The sequence below is a fragment of the Pseudomonas imperatae genome, assembly GCF_057128625.1.
Window position 1 is genome coordinate 328,083 of the sequence record NZ_JBSKHP010000002.1, and the last position, 20,472, is coordinate 348,554.

At 66.2% G+C, this 20,472-nt stretch carries 19 protein-coding genes; 11 read left to right on the forward strand and 8 right to left on the reverse strand.

Annotated features, from left to right (window positions below; all coding sequences use genetic code 11):
* Positions 1–14: 14 nt before the first annotated feature.
* The 3 genes from ACWKWX_RS04200 to ACWKWX_RS04210 all read right to left on the reverse strand — a co-directional run bounded on the left by ACWKWX_RS04200 (position 15) and on the right by ACWKWX_RS04210 (position 3,586).
* On the reverse strand, positions 15–1,883 hold the full coding sequence (locus ACWKWX_RS04200) for a PhoX family protein (RefSeq protein ID WP_483827082.1): 1,869 nt from the start codon (positions 1,881–1,883) through the stop codon (positions 15–17).
* A gap of 137 nt (positions 1,884–2,020) precedes the next feature.
* A complete protein-coding gene (locus tag ACWKWX_RS04205; protein WP_483827083.1) occupies positions 2,021–2,785 on the reverse strand; it encodes a TOBE domain-containing protein in 765 nt (254 codons plus the stop codon).
* Between the two features lie 63 nt (positions 2,786–2,848).
* Complete coding sequence (locus tag ACWKWX_RS04210) at positions 2,849–3,586, reverse strand: double zinc ribbon domain-containing protein (RefSeq protein WP_483827084.1); 738 nt, start codon at positions 3,584–3,586, stop codon at positions 2,849–2,851.
* 93 nt (positions 3,587–3,679) lie between these two features.
* Here ACWKWX_RS04210 and bioB point away from each other — a divergent pair, with 93 nt between their 5' ends.
* From bioB to ACWKWX_RS04255, 9 genes are all read left to right on the forward strand, one after another.
* A complete protein-coding gene (gene bioB, locus ACWKWX_RS04215) occupies positions 3,680–4,738 on the forward strand; it encodes a biotin synthase BioB (protein ID WP_416427218.1) in 1,059 nt (352 codons plus the stop codon).
* 6 nt (positions 4,739–4,744) lie between these two features.
* Positions 4,745–5,917 carry an 8-amino-7-oxononanoate synthase gene (gene bioF / locus ACWKWX_RS04220; RefSeq protein ID WP_483827085.1) on the forward strand — a complete coding sequence of 391 codons (1,173 nt, stop codon included), beginning with the start codon at positions 4,745–4,747 and terminating at the stop codon, positions 5,915–5,917.
* Positions 5,910–6,644 carry an alpha/beta fold hydrolase gene (locus ACWKWX_RS04225; RefSeq protein ID WP_473004699.1) on the forward strand — a complete coding sequence of 245 codons (735 nt, stop codon included), beginning with the start codon at positions 5,910–5,912 and terminating at the stop codon, positions 6,642–6,644. Before bioF ends, ACWKWX_RS04225 begins: the two co-directional genes overlap by 8 nt.
* The gene (gene bioC, locus ACWKWX_RS04230; RefSeq protein WP_473004698.1) at positions 6,637–7,461 is read left to right on the forward strand and encodes a malonyl-ACP O-methyltransferase BioC; all 825 of its coding nucleotides are present in this window, start codon (positions 6,637–6,639) and stop codon (positions 7,459–7,461) included. Before ACWKWX_RS04225 ends, bioC begins: the two co-directional genes overlap by 8 nt.
* A gap of 1 nt (position 7,462) precedes the next feature.
* Positions 7,463–8,143 (forward strand): dethiobiotin synthase, encoded by a 681-nt coding sequence (gene bioD / locus ACWKWX_RS04235; RefSeq protein ID WP_416427214.1) that lies wholly within the window; start codon positions 7,463–7,465, stop codon positions 8,141–8,143.
* 107 nt (positions 8,144–8,250) lie between these two features.
* Positions 8,251–8,547 carry a pyrroloquinoline quinone biosynthesis protein PqqE gene (locus ACWKWX_RS04240; protein WP_476300570.1) on the forward strand — a complete coding sequence of 99 codons (297 nt, stop codon included), beginning with the start codon at positions 8,251–8,253 and terminating at the stop codon, positions 8,545–8,547.
* 317 nt (positions 8,548–8,864) lie between these two features.
* Positions 8,865–10,670 (forward strand): phenylacyl-CoA dehydrogenase, encoded by a 1,806-nt coding sequence (locus tag ACWKWX_RS04245; RefSeq protein ID WP_416427212.1) that lies wholly within the window; start codon positions 8,865–8,867, stop codon positions 10,668–10,670.
* A 174-nt stretch (positions 10,671–10,844) separates the two neighbouring features.
* Positions 10,845–12,116: a GGDEF domain-containing protein gene (locus tag ACWKWX_RS04250; RefSeq protein ID WP_483827086.1), complete on the forward strand. Its 1,272-nt coding sequence runs from the start codon at positions 10,845–10,847 to the stop codon at positions 12,114–12,116.
* A gap of 150 nt (positions 12,117–12,266) precedes the next feature.
* Positions 12,267–14,045 carry an acyl-CoA dehydrogenase C-terminal domain-containing protein gene (locus ACWKWX_RS04255; protein WP_483827087.1) on the forward strand — a complete coding sequence of 593 codons (1,779 nt, stop codon included), beginning with the start codon at positions 12,267–12,269 and terminating at the stop codon, positions 14,043–14,045.
* 226 nt (positions 14,046–14,271) lie between these two features.
* On the opposite strand, the gene ACWKWX_RS04260 is transcribed toward ACWKWX_RS04255, so the two are convergent.
* A complete protein-coding gene (locus ACWKWX_RS04260; protein ID WP_416427209.1) occupies positions 14,272–15,165 on the reverse strand; it encodes a LysR family transcriptional regulator in 894 nt (297 codons plus the stop codon).
* Positions 15,166–15,267: 102 nt separating this feature from the next.
* Between ACWKWX_RS04260 and ACWKWX_RS04265 the strand changes: the two genes are divergently transcribed.
* Together ACWKWX_RS04265 and ACWKWX_RS04270 are read left to right on the forward strand one after the other, a co-directional pair.
* Positions 15,268–15,768: a hypothetical protein gene (locus ACWKWX_RS04265; RefSeq protein WP_483827088.1), complete on the forward strand. Its 501-nt coding sequence runs from the start codon at positions 15,268–15,270 to the stop codon at positions 15,766–15,768.
* 279 nt (positions 15,769–16,047) lie between these two features.
* Positions 16,048–16,206: a YqaE/Pmp3 family membrane protein gene (locus tag ACWKWX_RS04270; RefSeq protein WP_008365129.1), complete on the forward strand. Its 159-nt coding sequence runs from the start codon at positions 16,048–16,050 to the stop codon at positions 16,204–16,206.
* A 297-nt stretch (positions 16,207–16,503) separates the two neighbouring features.
* Here ACWKWX_RS04270 and ACWKWX_RS04275 read toward each other — a convergent pair whose 3' ends face one another.
* The 4 genes from ACWKWX_RS04275 to pqqC are packed head-to-tail and all read right to left on the reverse strand — an operon-like array spanning position 16,504 to position 20,464.
* Complete coding sequence (locus ACWKWX_RS04275) at positions 16,504–18,339, reverse strand: S9 family peptidase (protein WP_483827089.1); 1,836 nt, start codon at positions 18,337–18,339, stop codon at positions 16,504–16,506.
* Positions 18,305–19,465 carry a pyrroloquinoline quinone biosynthesis protein PqqE gene (gene pqqE, locus ACWKWX_RS04280; RefSeq protein ID WP_416427204.1) on the reverse strand — a complete coding sequence of 387 codons (1,161 nt, stop codon included), beginning with the start codon at positions 19,463–19,465 and terminating at the stop codon, positions 18,305–18,307. Before pqqE ends, ACWKWX_RS04275 begins: the two co-directional genes overlap by 35 nt.
* On the reverse strand, positions 19,437–19,712 hold the full coding sequence (pqqD, locus tag ACWKWX_RS04285; RefSeq protein WP_416427203.1) for a pyrroloquinoline quinone biosynthesis peptide chaperone PqqD: 276 nt from the start codon (positions 19,710–19,712) through the stop codon (positions 19,437–19,439). Before pqqD ends, pqqE begins: the two co-directional genes overlap by 29 nt.
* Positions 19,709–20,464 (reverse strand): pyrroloquinoline-quinone synthase PqqC, encoded by a 756-nt coding sequence (pqqC, locus tag ACWKWX_RS04290; protein ID WP_416427202.1) that lies wholly within the window; start codon positions 20,462–20,464, stop codon positions 19,709–19,711. Before pqqC ends, pqqD begins: the two co-directional genes overlap by 4 nt.
* Positions 20,465–20,472: the final 8 nt, after the last annotated feature.

Here is a 20,472-nt window from a genome sequence, read left to right on the forward strand (position 1 = left end):
GACGCGGCGTGGGGTCAGGCGCCGATCACACCGCCGTCGATGCGGCTGATGACCATCACCGACGAGCGCGGCTTGCCGCCCGGCAGGTGCTCGGGGAAGGTCGAGCCGCCGTTCTCGCCGGGGTGCTGGATGCCCACGAACAGGCTGCGCTGGTCGGGCGCGAAGCTGATGCCGGTGACCTCGCAGCCTACCGGGCCGACCATGAAGCGGCGGATCTCGCCGCTGTGCGGGTCGGCGCAGAGCATCTGGTTGTTGCCCATGCCGGCGAAGTCGCCGCTGTTGCTGGTGTCGCCGTCGGTGAGTATCCACAGCCGGCCGGCGTCGTCGAAGCCCAGGCCGTCGGGGCTGTTGAACATGTTCATGGCATTGATGTTGGCGGAGCCGCCCTCGGGCGTGCCGGCGTGGACCGCGGGGTTGCCGGCCACGGCGAACAGGTCCCATTCGAAGGCCATGGCGCCATGGTCGTCGCCCTGTTCGCGCCAGCGCAGGATCTGCCCGTAGATGTTCTTCGCCCGCGGGTTGGGGCCGCCCACCGGCTGGCCGTCTTCGCCGCGCTTGCTGTTGTTGGTGAGGGTGCAGTAGACCTGGCCGTCGCGCGGGCTCACCACTATCCATTCGGGGCGGTCCATGCGCGTGGCCTGGCGTTGGCTGGCGGCCAGGCGCGCGTGGATCAGCACCTCGGCCTGGCTGGCGAAGCCGTTGCCGGCGTCCAGGCCGTGCTGGCCGTGGCTCAGCTCCAGCCACTGGCCCTGGCCCTTGTGCTGGCTGCCGGCGTCGAAGCGCGCTACGTACAGGGTGCCGTGGTCGAGCAGGTCGCGCTGGCCGCTGTCCACTCGGTCGCGGCTGACGAACTTGTAGATGAACTCGCCGCGTTCGTCGTCGCCCATGTACACCACGGCGCGGCCGTCACGGGTTTGCGCCAGGGCGGCGTTCTCGTGCTTGAAACGGCCCAGGGCGGTGCGCTTGATGGGCGTGGAGGCCGGATCGAACGGGTCGATTTCGACGATCCAGCCGTGGCGGTTGAATTCGTTGGGGGTGTGCGCCACGTCGAAGCGCGGGTCGTGGGGGTGCCAGTCGACTTCCTTGCTGGCGGCACTCAGGCCATAGCGCTTTTGCGCGGCGTCGAAGCTGGGCGTGGCCGCGCTGCTGCCGAAGCAGTCGCTGAAGTTTTCCTCGCAGGTGAGGTAAGTACCCCAGGGCGTCTTGCCGTTGGCGCAGTTCTGGAAGGTGCCCAGCACCTTCAGGCCTTGCGGGTCAGCGGCGGTCTGCAGCAGCGCGTGGCCGGCGGCCGGGCCGCTGAAGGCGATGGGCGAGTTGCCGTGGATACGGCGGTTGTAGGGCGAGCCCTGGACGAAGCGCCACTGGCCGCCCTGGCGCTGCACCTCGATCACCGACACGCCTTCGCTGGCCAGGGCCTTGCGCACCTCTTCGGCGGACTGCGGGCGGCCGCCGTGGGCGTAGAGGTAGCGGTAGTTGGTGTATTCGTTGTTGATGGCCAGCAGGGCGCGGTCGGGCTGGTCCTTGAACGGGAACAGGCTCATGCCGTCGTTGTTGTCGCCGAACTGCAGTTCCTGATGGGCCGCGCTGCCGTGGCCGCTGGGGTCGAAGGCCGGGCCGTCGGCCTGCAGCGGCTGGCCCCAGCTGATCAGGACCTGGGCCTGGTAACCAGGGGGCAGGCTGATGCTGTCGGCGGTGGCGGCGGCGATGCCGTCGAAGCCCAGCAAGGTGCCGCTGCCCGTGGCGGCGTTGACGCTGCGCGCCAGCAGGCTGCCGCCCAGGAACAGCGCCGCGCCGCCCAGGGCGCCGGCGCCGAGGAAGTGGCGGCGGGTGAGGCCGGTCAGGCGTTCAAGGTCGGTGGGTTCTTGGTCTTGTAAGAGGTGCATGATCAGGCTCCCTGCGGTTAGGGGGATCACGCTAGGCAGGGGGTGTGACAGGGATGTTGCAGTACACACCCCGCAACATAATGACGGCGTATCCCCATGTAGCAGCGGCCGCAGGCCGCGTCCGGCCGTTGCAGGATCTAAAGCGGTGTACCCAACAACACAAACGTCGGCGCAAACGCCACCAACACATCCTTGCCTTCCACCAACCCCAGCTCCTCGACCCGCGCCGCATGCTCCAGCGCACACAACGTCTGCCCGTTGGCCAACCCCACGCGCACCTCGGTAGGCCCCTCGGGGTCGTCGATGATCTGCTCCACCCGGCCCACCAGGCCGTTGTCGCCCGCAGGTGCAGGCCCTGCGGCGTCGTGCAGGCGCAGCCAGCCGGCCTTGATCAGCGCCAAGACCTGCACGCCATCCGCCAGTTCCAGGGTTTCGGTGCTCTCGTGGGTAATCTGCGCGCTCAGTTTCAGGCCCGCGCCCAGGTCCAGTTCCACCAGGTCGTTGCGGCCCTGCGGGGTGACGGCGCACACCCGGCCTTGCAGCTGGTTGCGTGCGCTGGTGCGCAGCATCAGGCGGCTGAGCAGGTCGAGGTCGCTGACGTTCTCGGCCACTTCCAGCACCTGGGCCTGCAGCGCCTGCAGGCGCTGGTACAGGCGCAGCACCCGCTCGCCTTCCTTGGACAGGCGCGCGCCACCACCGCCCTTGCCGCCCACGGCGCGCTCCACCAATGGCGTGTGGGCCAGGTTGTTGAGCTCGTCGATGGCGTCCCAGGCGCCCTTGTAGCTGAGCCCCGCGGCCTTGGCTGCGCGGGTGATCGAACCCTGTTCGGCAATGTGCTGCAGCAGGGTGATGCGCTGCGGGCGGCGGGCGATGTGTTGGGTCAGCAGGCTGGGCAAAGGCATGGCGGTAGTGGTGCTGTGTCGGTTTTATTGAGCCCACGACGTTGAACCCCGACGCCAGGCAAGTCAAGCCGCGCCCGGTTTCGGCGTGCGCGCCAGGCAATACACATCCACCCGCGCGGCGCCGGCGCGCAGCAGCAGTTGCGCCAGAGCGCGGGCCGTGGCGCCGGTGGTCATCACGTCATCCACCAGCGCCAGGTGGCGGCCTTGCACCCGCGCGCGCGGCACCAGGGTGAAGGCCTGCAACAGGTTGCGCTGCCGTTGGCGGGCGTCCAGGTCCTGCTGGGCAAGGGTTTCATGGGGCCGCAAGAGCATGTGCTCGTCCACCGCCAGGCCCAACTGCGGCCCCAGCCAGCGCGCCAGCATTGCCGCCTGGTTGAAGCCGCGCTGGCGCAGGCGCTTGCGGCCCATGGGTACTGGCAGCAGCAGGTCCGGGCGGGGCAGGCCATCGTCGAAACGGGCCAGCAGCCACTGCCCCAGCAGGTGCCCGAGCAGGCGCCCCAGCGGCCAGCGCGCCTGGTGCTTGAAGCGGCTGATCAGGCTGTCCAGCGGAAACCCGTAGTGAAAGGGCACCTCCACCTGGTTGAACGGCGGCGCCCGGCGCGCGCACTGGCCGCACAGCATGCCGTTGATCGGCAGCGGCAGGGCGCAGCACAGGCAGCGCTCGTCCAGCCACGGCAGCTCGGCTTCGCAGGCGCTGCACAGGGGGTAGGGCTGATCGGCGTGCTCGTCGCACAACAAACACTGTTGGTTGTTATTTAACCACTTGTAAACCAGCCTTCCGTGACCAGGTTGACAGTCCATGCGTCTTCCTTAAATATGCCCATTATCCGTGTGGCGCCTGTGGATATATCCCTTATCCCGGTCGCCAGCCCAAGCATAACCAAGGAATCGCCCATGAGCGCCAGCACAACTGCAACGCTTCGTCACGACTGGTCCCTGGCCGAGGTCAAGGCCTTGTTCACCCAGCCTTTCAACGACCTGCTGTTCCAGGCCCAGACCGTGCACCGGGCGCATTTCGACGCCAACCGCGTGCAGGTCTCGACCCTGCTGTCGATCAAGACCGGCGCCTGCCCCGAAGACTGCAAGTACTGCCCACAGTCCGGCCACTACAACACCGGCCTGGAAAAAGAAAAGCTGATGGAAGTGCAGAAGGTGCTGGAGGAAGCCGCGCGGGCCAAGGCCATCGGCTCCACGCGTTTCTGCATGGGCGCGGCGTGGAAACACCCGTCGGCCAAGGACATGCCCTACGTGCTGAAGATGGTCGCGGGCGTCAAGGCCATGGGCCTGGAAACCTGCATGACCCTGGGCAAGCTGGACAAGGAGCAGACCGCAGCCCTGGCCGAGGCTGGCCTGGACTACTACAACCACAACCTCGACACCTCGCCCGAGTTCTACGGCAGCATCATCACCACCCGCACCTACAGCGAGCGCCTGCAGACGTTGGCCTACGTGCGTGACGCCGGCATGAAGATCTGCTCGGGCGGCATCCTGGGCATGGGCGAGTCGCTGGACGACCGCGCCGGCCTGCTGATCCAGCTGGCCAACCTGCCGGAGCACCCGGAATCGGTGCCTATCAACATGCTGGTGAAAGTGGCCGGCACGCCGCTGGAAAACGCCGAGGACGTCGACCCGTTCGACTTCATCCGCATGCTGGCCGTGGCGCGCATCCTGATGCCGCAGTCCCACGTGCGCCTGTCCGCCGGCCGCGAAGCCATGAACGAACAGATGCAGGCCCTGGCGTTCTTCGCCGGTGCCAACTCAATCTTCTACGGCGACAAGCTGCTGACCACCGCCAACCCGCAGGCCGACAAGGACATGGCGCTGTTCGCGCGCCTGGGCATCCAGCCCGAAGCCCGCGAAGAGCACGCTGACGAAGTTCACCAGGCCGCCATCGAGCAGGCCCTGGTAGAGCAGAAGAGCGGCGAGCTGTTCTACGACGCCGCGTCGGCGTAAGCGCCGGTGGCCTTCGACCTCAGCGCGCGGCTGGCCGAGCGCCGCGCCGCCGACCTGTACCGCCAGCGGCCACTGCTTGAGAGCCCCCAGGGCCCGCAAGTGGTGGTGGACGGCCAGCCGCTGCTGGCCTTCTGCAACAATGACTACCTGGGCCTGGCCAATCACCCCGAGGTGATTGCCGCCTGGCGCGCTGGCGCCGAGCGCTGGGGCGTGGGCGGTGGTGCCTCGCACCTGGTGATTGGCCACAGCGGCCCGCACCACGAGCTGGAGCTGGCCCTGGCCGAACTGACCGGGCGCCCGCGGGCGCTGCTGTTCTCCACCGGCTACATGGCCAACCTCGGCGCGGTGACCGCGCTGGTGGGGCAGGGCGACACGGTGCTGCAGGACCGCCTCAACCATGCCTCGCTGCTGGACGCCGGCCTGCTCAGCGGCGCGCGCTTCAACCGTTACCTGCACAACGAGCCCGCCAGCCTGGCCAATCGCCTGGAAAAAGCCACCGGCAATACCCTGGTGGTCACCGATGGCGTGTTCAGCATGGACGGCGACATCGCCGACCTGCCGGCCCTGGCCAAGGCTGCCCGGGCCAAGGGCGCCTGGCTGATGGTGGACGACGCCCACGGCTTCGGCCCGCTGGGTGCCCATGGTGCCGGTATCGTCGAGCACTTCGGCCTGGGCCTTGAAGATGTCCCCGTGCTGGTTGGCACCCTCGGCAAGGCGTTCGGCACCGCCGGCGCTTTCGTGGCCGGCAGCGATGACCTGATCGAGGCGCTGGTGCAGTTTGCCCGGCCCTACATCTACACCACCAGCCAGCCGCCGGCGCTGGCCTGCGCCACGCTCAAGAGCCTGGAACTGCTGCGCACCGAGCACTGGCGCCGCGAGCACCTGGCCAGCCTGATTCGCCAGTTCCGCCAGGGCGCCGAGCAGATCGGCCTGCAACTGATGGACAGCTTCACGCCCATCCAGCCGATCCTGATCGGCGACGCCGGCCGGGCCGTGCGCCTGTCGCAGCTGCTGCGCGAGCGCGGCATCATGGTCAGCGCCATCCGCCCGCCCACCGTGCCGGCGGGTAGCGCGCGCCTGCGCGTGACCCTGTCGGCGGCCCACAGCGAAGCCCAGGTGCAGCTATTGTTGAATGCACTGGCTGATTGTTATCCGTTGCTGGAGCCGTGCGATGCGTGATCGCCTGATTCTGTTGCCGGGCTGGGGCATGGGCCCGGCGCCCTTGCAACCGTTAGTGGCTGCGTTGCAGGGGTTGGATGAGCACTTGCACGTGCACATCGAACCTTTGCCCGAGCCGGGCAGCAGTGACCTGGCGGCCTGGCTCGACGCCCTGGATGCCAGCGTGCCGCAGGATTGCTGGCTGGGTGGCTGGTCGCTGGGGGGCATGCTCGCCGCCGAACTGGCCGCCCGCCGTGGCGACCGTTGCTGCGGCCTGGTGACCCTGGCCAGCAACCCTTGCTTCGTGGCCCGCGCCGAGTGGCCGAACGCCATGCCGGCGCAGACCTTCGACGCCTTCCTGGCCGGTTGCAGCGGCAACCCGCAGAGCACCTTGAAGCGCTTCAGCCTGCTGTGCGCCCAGGGCGCGGCGGACGACCCGCGCAGCCTGTCGAAGCTGCTGGCCGCCGGCGCGCCGGCAACCCTGCCCGCGCACCTGTTGCACGGCCTGGAGCTGCTGGCCCAGCTGGACATTCGCGCCGCCCTGCAAGCCTACGCCGGGCCGCAGCTGCACCTGTACGGCGGCCACGACGCGCTGGTACCGGCCGAAGTGGCCGGCGACGTGCTGGCGCTGCTGCCGGATATTGAAGTTGGCCTCATTGAAGCGGCCAGCCACGCTTTCCCCCTGGAAGACCCCCACGAACTGGCGGCTGCCATCCAGGCCTTTCTGCACGAGTCCCCCGATGACTGATCTCTCCACGCCACCGTTGCCCGGCGCCTTGCCGGACAAGCGTCAGGTGGCGGCGTCCTTTTCCCGCGCCGCAGCCAGCTACGACAGCGTTGCCGAACTGCAGCGCAACGTCGGCAACGCGCTGCTCGAACGGCTGCCCGAAGGCCTGCAACCGCGGCGCTGGGTGGACCTGGGCAGCGGCACCGGCTATTTCAGCCGCGCCCTGGCCGGCACCTATGCCGACGCCTATGGCGTGGCGGTGGACATTGCCGAGGGCATGCTGCAGCACGCCCGCCCCTTGGGCGGTGCCCACGCCTATGTAGTCGGCGACGCCGAGCGCCTGCCGCTGGCGAGTGCCAGCGTCGACCTGCTGTTCTCCAGCCTGGCCGTGCAGTGGTGCAGCGATTTCGCCGCCGTGCTGGGTGAAGCCCGGCGCAGCCTGCAGCCTGGCGGCGTGATGGCGTTCGCCAGCCTGTGCGTGGGCACCCTGGGCGAGCTGCGCGACAGCTGGCAGGCCGTGGACGGCATGGTTCACGTCAACCGCTTCCGCCGTTTCGAGGATTACCAGCAATTGTGTGGCGCCAGTGGCCTGCAGGTTATAAGTCTGGAACAGGTTCCCCATGTGTTGTACTACCCTGATGTGCGTGGGCTGACCCATGAGCTCAAGGCCCTGGGCGCCCACAACCTCAACCCGGGCCGCCCCGGCGGCCTTACCGGCCGTGCGCGCATGACCGGGTTGTTGCAGGCATACGAGCAATTCCGCCAGCCACAAGGCTTGCCGGCTACTTACCAGGTGGTCTACGCGGTGTTGCGCAAGCCGCTGGACGGGGGAAACTGAAATGGGCCCAGCCTACTTTATCGCCGGCACTGACACTGACGTCGGCAAGACCACCATCGCCGCCGGCCTGCTGCACGCCGCGCGGCTCAATGGCCTGAGCACCCTGGGGGCGAAGCCGGTGGCCTCTGGCTGCGACGTGACGCCCAAGGGCCTGCGCAACGCCGACGCCCTGGCGCTGATCGCCGAAAGCTCGATCCAGTTGCCCTACGAACAGGTCAACCCGATCGCCTTCGAGCCGGCCATCGCCCCGCACCTGGCCGCCCGGGAAGCCGGGGTCAGCCTGAGCGTGCAGGGCCTGCTGGAGCCCATGCGCGAGATTCTCGCCCAGCAGGCCGACTTCACCCTGATCGAGGGGGCAGGGGGCTGGCGAGTGCCGTTGTCCGGCCAGGCCAACCTGTCCGACCTGGCCATCGCCCTGAAGCTGCCGGTGATCCTGGTGGTGGGGGTGCGCCTGGGCTGCATCAACCACGCCCTGCTGACCGCCGAGGCCATCGCCCGTGACGGCTTGCAGCTGGCCGGTTGGGTGGCCAACGTCATCGATGGGCGCACCTCGCGCCTGGAGGAAAACCTCGCCACCCTGGCCGAATGCCTGCCCGCACCGTGCCTGGGGCGGGTGCCGCGGCTGAAGATCAACTCGGCGGCCATGGTTGCCGAGCACCTGCAGCTGGACCTACTGGATTAGGCTGTGGCTATGACAGGGCAATAGGCCATTAGGGTTTTTGACGTGAGTTTATTGGCGCCGTCTGCTTCAATGGCGCCCATATACATTTTTTCTACCGGAGCCTGCCGATGCAAATCTCGGGAAGCAGCGCCTACTACGCCGGCCTGAGCACCATCCAGAATGGCCAGAACCGCGTCGACCAGGCGGCCGCGCAGATCGCCAGCAACTCGGCCGACCGCCCGTCCGTCGGCAACCAGTCCACCAACCTGCAGGCGCAGCAACTGCTGAGCGTCGACCGCAGCCAGCAAGACCTGGCCGGCAGTGCCGTGCAGCTGACCCAGGGCAAGCTTGAAGTGGAAGCCGGCCTGAAGGTCGAGAAGGCCGCCAACGAAACCCTCGGCACCCTGATCGACACCTACGCCTGACCCCTGCCTTATCTGTGGGAGCTGGCTTGCCAGCGAGCTTTTGGGGGCCACCAAAGCTCGCTGGCAAGCCAGCTCCCACAATTTCCTGCATTCCTTCCCTCGCTGATCTTCCATCATTCACCGCACCGTGCCTGGCCTGCGGCGTACCCCCCTGCGCGCGCATTTCCTGGCCACCGGGTGTAGTCTGGTCGAAGGATGCTTGACAACTTTTCGGCGTAAACGTATGTTTCAAACAACTGTTTGACAGAGAGCCATCCACCGCTGGTTGGTCTGTTGCGGTCACCACATTCCAGTTTCATCAGCAGAGGTTTATCGCTATGCCTGACTACAAGGCCCCCTTGCGTGATATTCGCTTCGTACGTGACGAACTGCTTGGCTATGAAGCGCACTATCAAAGCCTGCCGGCTTGCCAGGACGCTACCCCGGACATGGTCGACGCTATCCTTGAGGAAGGCGCCAAGTTTTGCGAGCAGGTACTGGCTCCGCTGAACCGGGTGGGTGACACCGAAGGCTGTACCTGGAGCGAGTCGGGCGTGAAGACGCCGACCGGCTTCAAGGAAGCCTACAAGCAGTTCGTCGAAGGCGGCTGGCCAAGCCTGGCCCACGATGTGGCGCACGGCGGCCAAGGCCTGCCCGAGTCCCTGGGCCTGGCGGTCAGCGAGATGGTGGGTGAGTCGAACTGGTCGTGGGGCATGTACCCAGGCCTGTCCCACGGCGCCATGAACACCATTTCCGAGCACGGCACCGCCGAGCAGCAGGACGCCTACCTGACCAAACTGGTGTCGGGCGAGTGGACCGGCACCATGTGCCTGACCGAGCCGCACTGCGGCACCGACCTGGGCATGCTGCGCACCAAGGCCGAACCACAGGCCGACGGCACCTACAAGGTCACCGGCACCAAGATCTTCATCTCGGCCGGTGAACATGACATGGCCGACAACATCGTCCACATCGTGCTGGCTCGCCTGCCCGATGCACCGGCCGGCACCAAGGGCATCTCGCTGTTCATCGTGCCCAAGTTCCTGCCCAACGCCGATGGCAGCCTGGGCGCGCGCAACGCCGTGACCTGTGGTTCCATCGAACACAAGATGGGCATCCACGGCAACGCCACCTGCGTGATGAACTTCGACGCGGCCACCGGTTTCCTGATCGGCCCGGCGAACAAAGGCCTGAACTGCATGTTCACCTTCATGAACACCGCTCGCCTGGGTACCGCGCTGCAAGGCCTGGCCCACGCCGAAGTGGCGTTCCAGGGTGGCCTGAAATACGCCCGTGACCGCCTGCAGATGCGCTCGCTGACCGGCCCGAAAGCCCCCGACAAGGCTGCCGACCCGATCATCGTGCACCCTGACGTGCGCCGCATGCTGCTGACCATGAAGGCCTTCGCCGAAGGCAACCGTGCCATGGTGTACTTCACCGCCAAGCAGGTGGACATCGTCAAGTACGGCACCGACGAGGAAGAGAAGAAGAAGGCCGACGCGCTGCTGGCCTTCATGACCCCGATCGCCAAGGCGTTCATGACCGAGGTGGGCTTCGAGTCGGCCAACCACGGCGTGCAGATCTACGGCGGCCACGGCTTCATCGCCGAGTGGGGCATGGAGCAGAACGTGCGCGACAGCCGTATCTCCATGCTGTACGAAGGCACCACCGGCATCCAGGCCCTCGACCTGCTGGGTCGCAAGGTGCTGATGACCCAGGGCGAGGCGCTGAAGGGCTTCACCAAGATCGTCCACAAGTTCTGCCAGAACAACGAAGGCAACGAAGCGGTCACCGAGTTCGTCACCCCGTTGGCGCAGCTGAACAAGGAGTGGGGCGAGCTGACCATGAAGATCGGCATGGCCGCCATGAAGGACCGCGAGGAAGTGGGCGCGGCTTCGGTGGACTACCTGATGTACTCCGGTTACGCCTGCCTGGCTTACTTCTGGGCCGACATGGCGCGCCTGGCCGCCGAGAAGCTGGCTGCCGGCACCACCGAGGAAGCGTTCTACACCGCCAAGCTGCAGACCGCGCGCTTCTACTTCCAGCGCATCCTGCCGCGTACCCGTACCCACGTGGCGGCGATCCTGTCGGGCGCCAACAACCTGATGGAAATGAACGAAGAGCACTTCGGCCTCAGCTACTAAGCGGCCACGCGCTTGGATGAAAACCGCTGCCTTCGGGCAGCGGTTTTTTTTTTGGCGCCAAGGTTCAAAATATTGTTTTGGACATTAAACAATCCGCATCACGGCCGATACAGGTGAAGGCACAATGCCACAATTTCGTCCTGGTATCGGATTTTCGTTTTGTCACGTTCACCCATGTTCCATTTCAGCCATTTCCTACCGTCACTGCTGCTGTTGCTGGCAGGGCTCGCGGCTGCCTATGTAAGGGACCTCAACGTATTCTTCACCTCGCTGTTCAACGTGCTGCCCACCCTGGTGTTGCTGTTGGGTGGCGCTTACTGCGCGGTGTATCGCCGCCAGCGCGAGCTGTTCCTGATGGTCACGGTGTACATCGCCTATTTCCTGCTCGACACCCAGACCGACTACTACCGTGATCACGGCCGGGTGCGCGACGACGCGGCCGTGACCTTCCACCTGTGCTGCCTGCTGTTGCCGGCGCTGTTCGGCCTGTTCGGCGGCTGGCAGGAGCGCACCCACCTGTTCCAGGACATGGTGGCGCGCTTCGCCGTGCTGCTGGCGGTGGGCAGCACTGCCCTGGGGCTTGAACAGAGCTTCCCGGTGCCCCTGCTCAACTGGCTGGCGGAAATTCGCTGGCCGTCGTGGCACTGGCAATGGATGAGCCTGATCCAGATGGCCTACCCGGTGTTCTTCCTGGCGGCGGTGCTGCTGCTGGTGCAGTACCTGCGTGAGCCGCGGCCGCTGCATGCGGCGCAGCTGGTGGGGCTGCTGGGGCTGTTCTGGATGCTGCCCAAGACCTTCATCCTGCCGTTCACGCTGAACATCATGTGCAGCCAGGTGATGCTGATGATTGCTTCGGCCGTGGCCCACGAGGCCTACCAGATGGCGTTCCGCGACGAGCTCACCGGCCTGCCCGGGCGGCGCGCGCTCAACGAGCGCATGCAGCGCCTGGGTCGCAACTACGTGCTGGCCATGACTGACGTCGACCATTTCAAGAAATTCAACGACACCCATGGCCACGACGTCGGCGACCAGGTGCTGCGCCTGGTGGCCAGCAAGCTGTCCAAGGTGACGGGCGGCGGCCGCGCCTACCGCTACGGCGGCGAGGAGTTCGCACTGGTGTTCGCGGCCAAGACCATGGAAGAGTGCATGCCGCACCTGGAGGCCATCCGTGAGGCGATTGCCAGCTACAACATCCAGCTGCGCAACCCCGACCGCCCCCAGGACGACAAGCAGGGACGCCAGCGCCGCCATGGCGCCGGTGCGTCCAGCGTGTCGGTGACCATCAGCATTGGCGTGGCGGAGCGGCTGATCGACCACCGTACACCGGAGGAAGTGCTCAAGTCTGCCGACGAAGCGCTGTACAGCGCGAAGGGCGCGGGGCGTAACTGTGTGATGGGCTACGGCCAGACTCGCCGTGGTGCGGTGCGTACTCAGGCTTCGGCTTAGGTCGTGGACGCGGCCTTTGGCCGCTGCTACGGGGGGTATGAATCATGACTGCTGGTGACTGTTCAGTCACATGACGACCCTATGTGTCGCAAAAGTTGTTGGGGTACACTGGATTTATCCACTGTCCCAGTCCCCCTTTGCGAGGTTGCCATGGCTGACTACAAAGCGCCCCTGCGCGATATGCGCTTCGTCCTCAATGAAGTTTTCGATGTGGCCAGCCTCTGGGCCCAGCTACCGGCCCTGGCGGAAGTGGTGGACGCGGACACGGTGGAAGCCATCCTCGAAGAGGCCGGCAAGGTCTCCAGCCGCAGCATCGCGCCACTGAACCGCAACAGCGACGAGCAGGGCTGCCGCTGGAAAGACACCGTGGTCAGCACCCCCGATGGCTTCCCCCAGGCCTACCAGACCTACGCCGAAGGCGGCTGGGTAGGCGTGGGCGGCGACCCGGCCTACGGCGGCATGGGCATGCCCAAGGCCGTGTCGGCCCAGGTCGAGGAGATGATCAACTCCTCCAGCCTGGCCTTCGGCCTGTACCCTATGCTCACCTCCGGCGCCTGCCTGTCGCTGCACGCCCACGCCAGCGAGGAACTGAAGCAGACCTACCTGCCGAACATGTATGCCGGCACCTGGGCCGGCTCCATGTGCCTGACCGAAGCCCATGCCGGTACCGACCTGGGCATCATCCGCACCAAGGCCGAGCCCCAGGCGGACGGCAGCTACAAGGTCAGCGGCACGAAGATCTTCATCACTGGCGGCGAGCACGACCTCACCGAGAACATCATTCACCTGGTGCTGGCCAAGCTGCCGGACGCGCCGGCGGGGCCCAAGGGCATCTCGCTGTTCCTGGTGCCCAAGTTCATGGTCAACGCCGATGGCAGCCTGGGCGCGCGCAACGCCGTGAGCTGTGGCTCCATCGAGCACAAGATGGGCCTGCAGGGCTCGGCTACCTGCGTGATGAACTTCGACGAGGCTGTGGGCTACATCGTCGGCGAGCCGAACAAGGGCCTGGCGGCCATGTTCACCATGATGAACTACGAACGCCTGGGCGTGGGCATCCAGGGCCTGGCGTCGGCCGAGCGCTCCTACCAGAGCGCCGTGGAATACGCCCGCGACCGCCTGCAAAGCCGTTCGCCCACCGGCCCCAAGGCCAAGGACAAGGTCGCCGACCCGATCATCGTGCACCCGGACGTGCGCCGCATGCTGCTGACCATGAAGGCCAGCAACGAGGGCGGCCGCGCCTTCTCCACCTACGTGGCCATGCAACTGGACACCGCCAAGTTCAGCGAAGAGCCGGCCGTGCGCAAGCGCGCCGAGGACCTGGTGGCGTTGCTGACCCCGGTGGCCAAGGCGTTCCTTTCCGACCTGGGCCTGGAAACCACAGTGCTGGGCCAGCAGGTGTTTGGCGGCCACGGCTATATCCGCGAGTGGGGCCAGGAGCAACTGGTGCGTGACGTGCGCATTACCCAGATCTACGAGGGCACCAACGGCATCCAGGCCCTGGACCTGGTCGGCCGCAAGGTGATCGGCAGCGGTGGTGCGTACTACCAGCTGTTCGCCGACGAGATCCGCCACTTCATCGACACCGCCGCGCCGGCCCTGGCCGAGTTCACCAAGCCGCTGGCGGCGGCCCTGGCCAACCTCGATGACCTCACCGCCTGGCTGCTGGACCGCGCCAAGAACGACCCGAACGAAATCGGCGCGGCGTCGGTGGAGTACCTGCACGTGTTCGGCTACACCGCCTACGCCTACATGTGGGCCCTGATGGCCAAGGCCGCGCTGGGCAAGGAAGGGCAGGAAGACTTCTACGCCAGCAAGCTGGGCACCGCGCGCTTCTACTTCGCCCGCCTGTTGCCGCGCATCCACTCGCTGACCGCGTCAGTCAAGGGCGGCAGCGAGTCGTTGTTCCTGCTGGATGCAGAGCAGTTCTAAAAGTCCGACAGGCATGTAGGCTTTCTCCTACATGCCGTGACGGCTTTAGGCGCTTTCGATGCCATGGATCCAGAGGGTAATCTTTGCTCATGGACGTCGCGCAGGAAGCGCCCAACAGAACACGGACACGCAAGGAACCCGCCACTGGACGGCGGGCTGAAAAGGACCTCAGGGATACAGTCTGCGAAACCCCGCCCCGGCGGGGTTTTTTATTACCTGCGGTGGCTCAGCCCAGGGCGGGTGCGATGACGTCTTCCAGCAGTTGGCGCAGCAGCGTCACCGAGGCCTGCTGGCGCTGGGCGTCGCGGTACACCAGGCCCACCTGCAAGGGCACCCGCGGTTCGCTGAGGGGTTTCCACAGCAGCTCCGGGTCTTCGCCGATCTGCTGGGCGCGGCCGGGCAGCACCGTGGCCAGGCGCATGTAGGGCAGGCTGTCGAGGATGCCGGCCATGTTGTTCAGCTCGGCCTGCACTTGCGCGCGCCGGCCCAGGGCGGCCAGCTGCGCCTGCCAGATCTGCCGCACCTGGAACTCCTCGCCCAGCAACAGCATGGGCAGCTCGGCCGCCTGGCGCACCGAGACCTTCTTGAACTCACGCAACGGGTGGTCCGCCGGTATCACCAGTTGCAGCTCGTCCTCGTACAGCAGCACGCCGTGCATGCCCGGCTGGCGTGGCGGCAGGTAGCTGATGCCGATGTCCAGGGTGCCGTTGAGCAGGCGTTTCTCGATCTCCAGCCCCGACAGCTCGTAGATCTGGATCACCAGGTGTGGCTGGGCCTTGCGCACCCGTTCCAGCAACTGCGGCACCAGCGCCGGGTGCACGGTCTGCAGCACCCCGATGGCCAGGGTGCGCAGCGCCTGGCCACGGAAACCCAGCAACGCCTCGCGGGCCTTCTGCATGCCGTCGAGCAACGGCAGTGCATGGTTGTAGAGGGTGTGGGCAGCCAGGGTCGGCAGCAGGCGCTTGTTGCCACGCTCGAACAGGCTGACGTCGAGGCTGTGTTCCAGCTGGCGAATCTGCTGCGACAGGGCCGGTTGCGACAGCGACAGGCGCTCGGCGGCGCGGCCTACGTGGCCTTCTTCATAGACCGCGACGAAATAGCGCAGTTGGCGGAAATCCATAAGTTCTACTTATCGAAAAAGCTCGAAAATCGAAATGGCCGAGTGGCCGGCAAACGCCTAGTCTACGCGCCATTGACAGGGGTTGCAGGTAGGTTGATGGCAATGGGTAGTCACAGACAACTGGGCGTTTACATAGGAAAGACCACGCAGCCGGCCGACGTGCTCAACCTGGCGCCGAGCCTCGCCCAGCTGTGCCACGCCACCGCCTGTGACCAGGCCCTGTTGCTGGGCACTGATGCCCGCGCCCGAGAGGCCGCCATGGCCCTGGCCCTCGACTGGGGCGCGATGCGGCGCCGCCGCGCGGGCCAGATCATCCGCGTAGGCGACGACGCGCCCGGCGATGCGCTGGCCTTCGGCGACCTGCCGGCCCTGCACGCCGCGGTTGATTCACAGACCGTGGCCATCATGCTCCAGCCCACCGCCGGCCCTGGCACCGATGCCTACCTCAAGGGCGTGGAACAGCTGTGCCGCGCGCTGGACATCCTGTTGATCATCGACGACTTGAGCGCGCCTGTTGCGCCGCCCGACGAGGTGGCCGCGCCGCCGCTGTTCCAGCGCCTGGGCCTGGCATTCGCCCGAGCGCGCAGCCACCGCCTGCACTGATTTCCCTGTACCGTCTGCGTGTTTACGCAACGCCCCGGCCTGGATTCCCCCTTGGGTCGGGGCGTTTTTTTTTGTTAACAAAAGCGAGCAAGCATGACTGTCGGCGCCTGTCCATCAGGCGATGGCGCGTTGCAGCAAACGGTAGGAGCCGACCTTGGTCGCGATGCGCCGTAGCCTGTGAGATTGGCGCTGTGAGCCTTGTGTGCTCGACACGCCCTGTTGTAGGAACCCCACGCCCACGGTGATGTCAGTTGGTTATCAACCTCCAGGAGCCGTACCATGGACTTTATCCGCATTATCGTCGCCATCCTGCTGCCGCCGCTGGGTGTCTTCCTGCAAGTGGGGTTCGGCGGTGCCTTCTGGCTGAATATCCTGCTGACGCTGTGCGGCTACATCCCCGGGATCGTACATGCGGTGTACATCATCGCGAAACGTTGAAATCGTTCATTTGGGAAATGCCTGACGATTTAACTCGAACTGGCTGACATTCATTTTCGATCCCCGCGATTAGGCTCCACCTCTCCGATAAGACAGAGGTGAAGCCTTTTGAGGCGGGCAAGAAGTGAAAATAGATAATGTAATCAGTCATGTCACGGAAGCCGACGGCAATGTCTTCGTCGATCTTGGGTTTCCCCATGATGAGGCGGTCCGGCTGAAGGCCCTTTCGGAAAAAGCGAGATGCTCAGCAGAATTGGCAAGCCTTTCACCCTCACGGTTGGCTGACACAAGCCTGCCTCACCCCTCCATCACCCGCCGATAAAACCCCCACTCCTGCTCCAGCGCATGCGCCAGGTTCGCCGCCTTGCGGAAGCCGTGGCGTTCGTCCGGGTAGAAGTGCGCCTCGGCGGGCAGGCCGTTGTCCTGCAGGGCCTTGAGCATGTCGCGGGTCTGCTGGGGCACTACCACGGCATCCAGTTCGCCCTGGAAGAAGATCACCGGCGCCTTGATGCTGCCGGCGTGCAGCAGCGGGGTGCGCGCGCGGTAGCGGGCGGCGTCGCGCTGCGGGTCGCCGATCAGCCAGTCCAGGTAGTCGCCCTCGAACTTGTGCGTGGCCTTGCCCAGGGCAACCGGGTCGCTGACGCCGTACAGGCTGGCACCGGCGCGGAAGACGTCGTGAAACGCCAGGGCGCACAGGGTGGTGTAGCCGCCGGCGCTGCCGCCGCGGATGAACGCCTGGTGCGGGTTGATCAGGCCGCGGTCGGCCAGGTGGCCGACCACCGCGCAGGCGTCCTGCACGTCGATTTCACCCCAGCGCAGGTGCAGGGCCTGGCGGTAGGCGCGGCCGTAGCTGCTGCTGCCGCGGTAGTTGAGGTCGGCAACGGCGAAGCCACGCTGGGTCCAGTATTGGATGCGCGGGTCGAACACCGGGAAGCAGGCCGAGGTAGGGCCGCCGTGGATGAACACCACCAGCGGCGGCTGGCGGTCACCGTTCATGGCCGGGTAGAAGAAGCCGTGGGCATGGCCGTCGCCACTGGCATAGCGCAGCGGTTGCGGGCGGCTGACCTGATCGGCGGGCAGCGGTAGCACGCCACCGGCCAGCACCCGTGCCTGACGGCTGGCGCGGTCGATGGCGATGACCGCTGGCGGGCAGGTGGCAGAGGCGGCGATGGCGTAGATGAACTGCGCGTCGATGGCCAGGCAACGGAAGCGGCTGAAGTCGCCGCTGTAGTCGTGGATCACGCCGTCGTGCTGGCAGATGCCCAGGCGGGCGAAGCCGTCCTCGAACCACGTGGCGAGAAAACGCTCACCCGCCAGTGGCAGCCAGGTGCTGGCGCCCAACTGCCAGGGGGCGCCGGCGTGGTCGGCCCGGCGCGAGGGCAACAAGGCCCAGCCGTTTGCCGTCTCGCCCCAGGGTTGCCAGAAGCCATCCACGTCGGACAGGCAGCACAGGCGGCCGTCGGCATCGAAGCGCGGCTGCTGCAGCGATTGTTCGTGATCGCCACCCACTTGCTCAGGCTGCCCCCAGGCGCCCGAAGGCAGCCGTCGGCAGGTCATCAGGCGGGTAAGGGTCCAGGGCTGGTGGGGCCGGCTCCACTCCACCCAGGCCAGGCGTTGGCCATCGTCGCTGACGCTGGGCGTGGCGTAGAAATCAGCGCCTGCGGCCAGCACCTGGCGCGTGCCGTCGGCCAGGGCAAGGCTCACCAGGCGGTGTTCGACCTGCGCGCCGTGGTGGCTTTCCTCCACGGCGAATACCCACTCGGCGTTGGCCTGCAGGCCACCGTAGCGGCAGTCGTTGTGGCTGAGGCGGCGGGGCACGGTGCCCGCCAGGTCCTGGAAGTAGAGCTGCTGGTCGGCTTCGTTGACGAACACCAGGCCGTCGCCGGCCAGGCAGAACGAGCCACCGCCGTATTCGTAGACACGGCTGCGCACGCTGAAGCCATCAGGCGTCAGGCAGCGCGCTTGTTCGCCCTGCCACCGCCAGATCCGGCAGGCGGCATCCTGGGGGCGGAATTCGTTCCAGAACAGCCCCGCCGGGCCGACCGCCAGTTCGGCGAAGTCGGTACCGGCGGCAACGGCCTGGGCGGCGCTGAACAGGTCAGGCCTTGGCGATGATTCTCGAGTTTCGTTCATTACGGAAGGCCAGTTGTTCGATCGTCTGCGTGGCAGTCTCGGACTCTTCACGGGCCTTGAGGATGATCCCGTGGTCCGCCGATTTACTGCACACGGGGTCGGCATTGCTGGCATCGCCGGTCAGCATGAAAGCCTGGCAACGACAGCCACCGAAGTCCTTTTCTTTCTCGTCGCAGGAGCGGCATGGCTCCGGCATCCAATCATAACCACGGAAGCGGTTGAAGCCGAAAGACTCGTACCAGATGTGCTGCATGCTGTGCTCGCGCACATTGGGGAACTGGATCGGCATCTGCCGCGCGCCGTGGCAGGGCAGGGCGGTGCCGTCCGGGGTCACGGTGAGGAAGATGCTGCCCCAGCCGTTCATGCAGGCCTTGGGGCGTTCCTCGTAGTAATCCGGGGTGACGAAGATCAGCTTGCAGGGGTTGCCCTCGGCCGCCAGCTTTTCCCGGTACTCATTGGTGATGCGCTCGGCGCGCACCAGCTGCTCCTTGGTGGGCAGCAGGCCCAGGCGGTTGAGCTCGGCCCAGCCGTAGAACTGGCAGGTGGCAAGCTCGACGAAGTCGGCTTCAAGCGCGATGCACAGCTCGATGATGCGGTCGATCTTGTCGATGTTGTGCCGGTGGGTGACGAAGTTCAGCACCATGGGGTAGCCATGGGCTTTTACCGCGCGGGCCATCTCCAGCTTCTGCTTGAACGCCTTTTTCGAGCCGGCCAGCAGGTTGTTGACCTGCTCGTCGCTGGCCTGGAAGCTGATCTGGATGTGATCCAGGCCGGCGGTCTTGAAGTCGGCGATTTTCTGCTCGGTGAGGCCGATGCCCGAAGTAATCAGGTTGGTGTAGAACCCCAGCTGCCGCGCCTCGCGGATCAGCTCGGCGAGGTCCTGGCGCACCAGCGGCTCGCCACCGGAGAAACCGATCTGTGCAGCGCCCATTTCCCGGGCTTCACGAAATACCTTGAACCATTGCTCGGTCGTCAGTTCCTTGCCCTGGGCGGCGAAGTCCAGGGGGTTGGAGCAGTACGGGCACTGCAACGGGCAGCGGTAGGTCAGCTCGGCCAGCAGCCACAGGGGCAGGCCGACCGCAGGCTTGGCCGGCAGCTCAGGCAAGTTCGATCCAGTGCTCTGCACGAGCGACCTCCATGAATTGCTCGATGTCGTCACCGAGCTCAGGTACGCCGGGGAACTGCTTGTCCAGCTCGGCGATGATGGCGGCGACGTTGCGCTGGCCATCGATCAGGCCGCCGATGGCGCTGGCGCTGTCGTTGAGCTTGATCATCCCTTCAGGATAGAGCAGCACGTGGCCTTTCTGCGCCGGCTCGTACTGGAAGCGATAGCCGGGGCGCCATTTGGGTGTCAGGTTGCGATCGAAACTCATAAGGCTATCCCCTTGTGCCAGACGCGCTGGTCGGTGACGCTGTGGTAGGGCGGACGGTTCAGCTCGTAGGCCATGGTCATGGCGTCGAGCATGGTCCACAGGATGTCGAGCTTGAACTGCAGGATCTCCAGCATGCGCTGCTGGCCCTCGGCAGTGGTGTAGTGCTGCAGGGTGATGGCCAGGCCATGCTCCACGTCACGCCGGGCCTGGCCCAGGCGGGTGCGGAAGTATTCGTAGCCGGCCGGGTCGATCCACGGGTAATGCTGTGGCCAGCTGTCCAGGCGCGACTGGTGGATCTGCGGCGCGAACAGCTCGGTCAGCGAGCTGCTGGCGGCTTCCTGCCAGCTGGCGCGGCGGGCAAAGTTGACGTAGGCGTCCACGGCAAAGCGCACGCCGGGCAGCACCAGTTCCTGGGAACGCAGCTGGTCGGGGTCCAGGCCCACGGCCTGGCCCAGGCGCAGCCAGGCCTCGATGCCGCCGTCCTCGCCCGGGGCGCCGTCGTGGTCCAGCAGGCGCTGAATCCACTCGCGGCGTACTTCACGGTCCGGGCAGTTGGCCAGGATCGCGGCATCCTTCATGGGGATGTTGACCTGGTAGTAGAAACGGTTGGCCACCCAGCCCTGGATCTGCTCGCGGGTGGCACGGCCTTCGTACATCGCCACGTGGTACGGGTGGTAGATGTGGTAGTACGCACCCTTGGCGCGCAGGGCCTGCTCGAATTCGGCCGGGGACATTGCCTTGGCGTCGGTCATGCTCACAC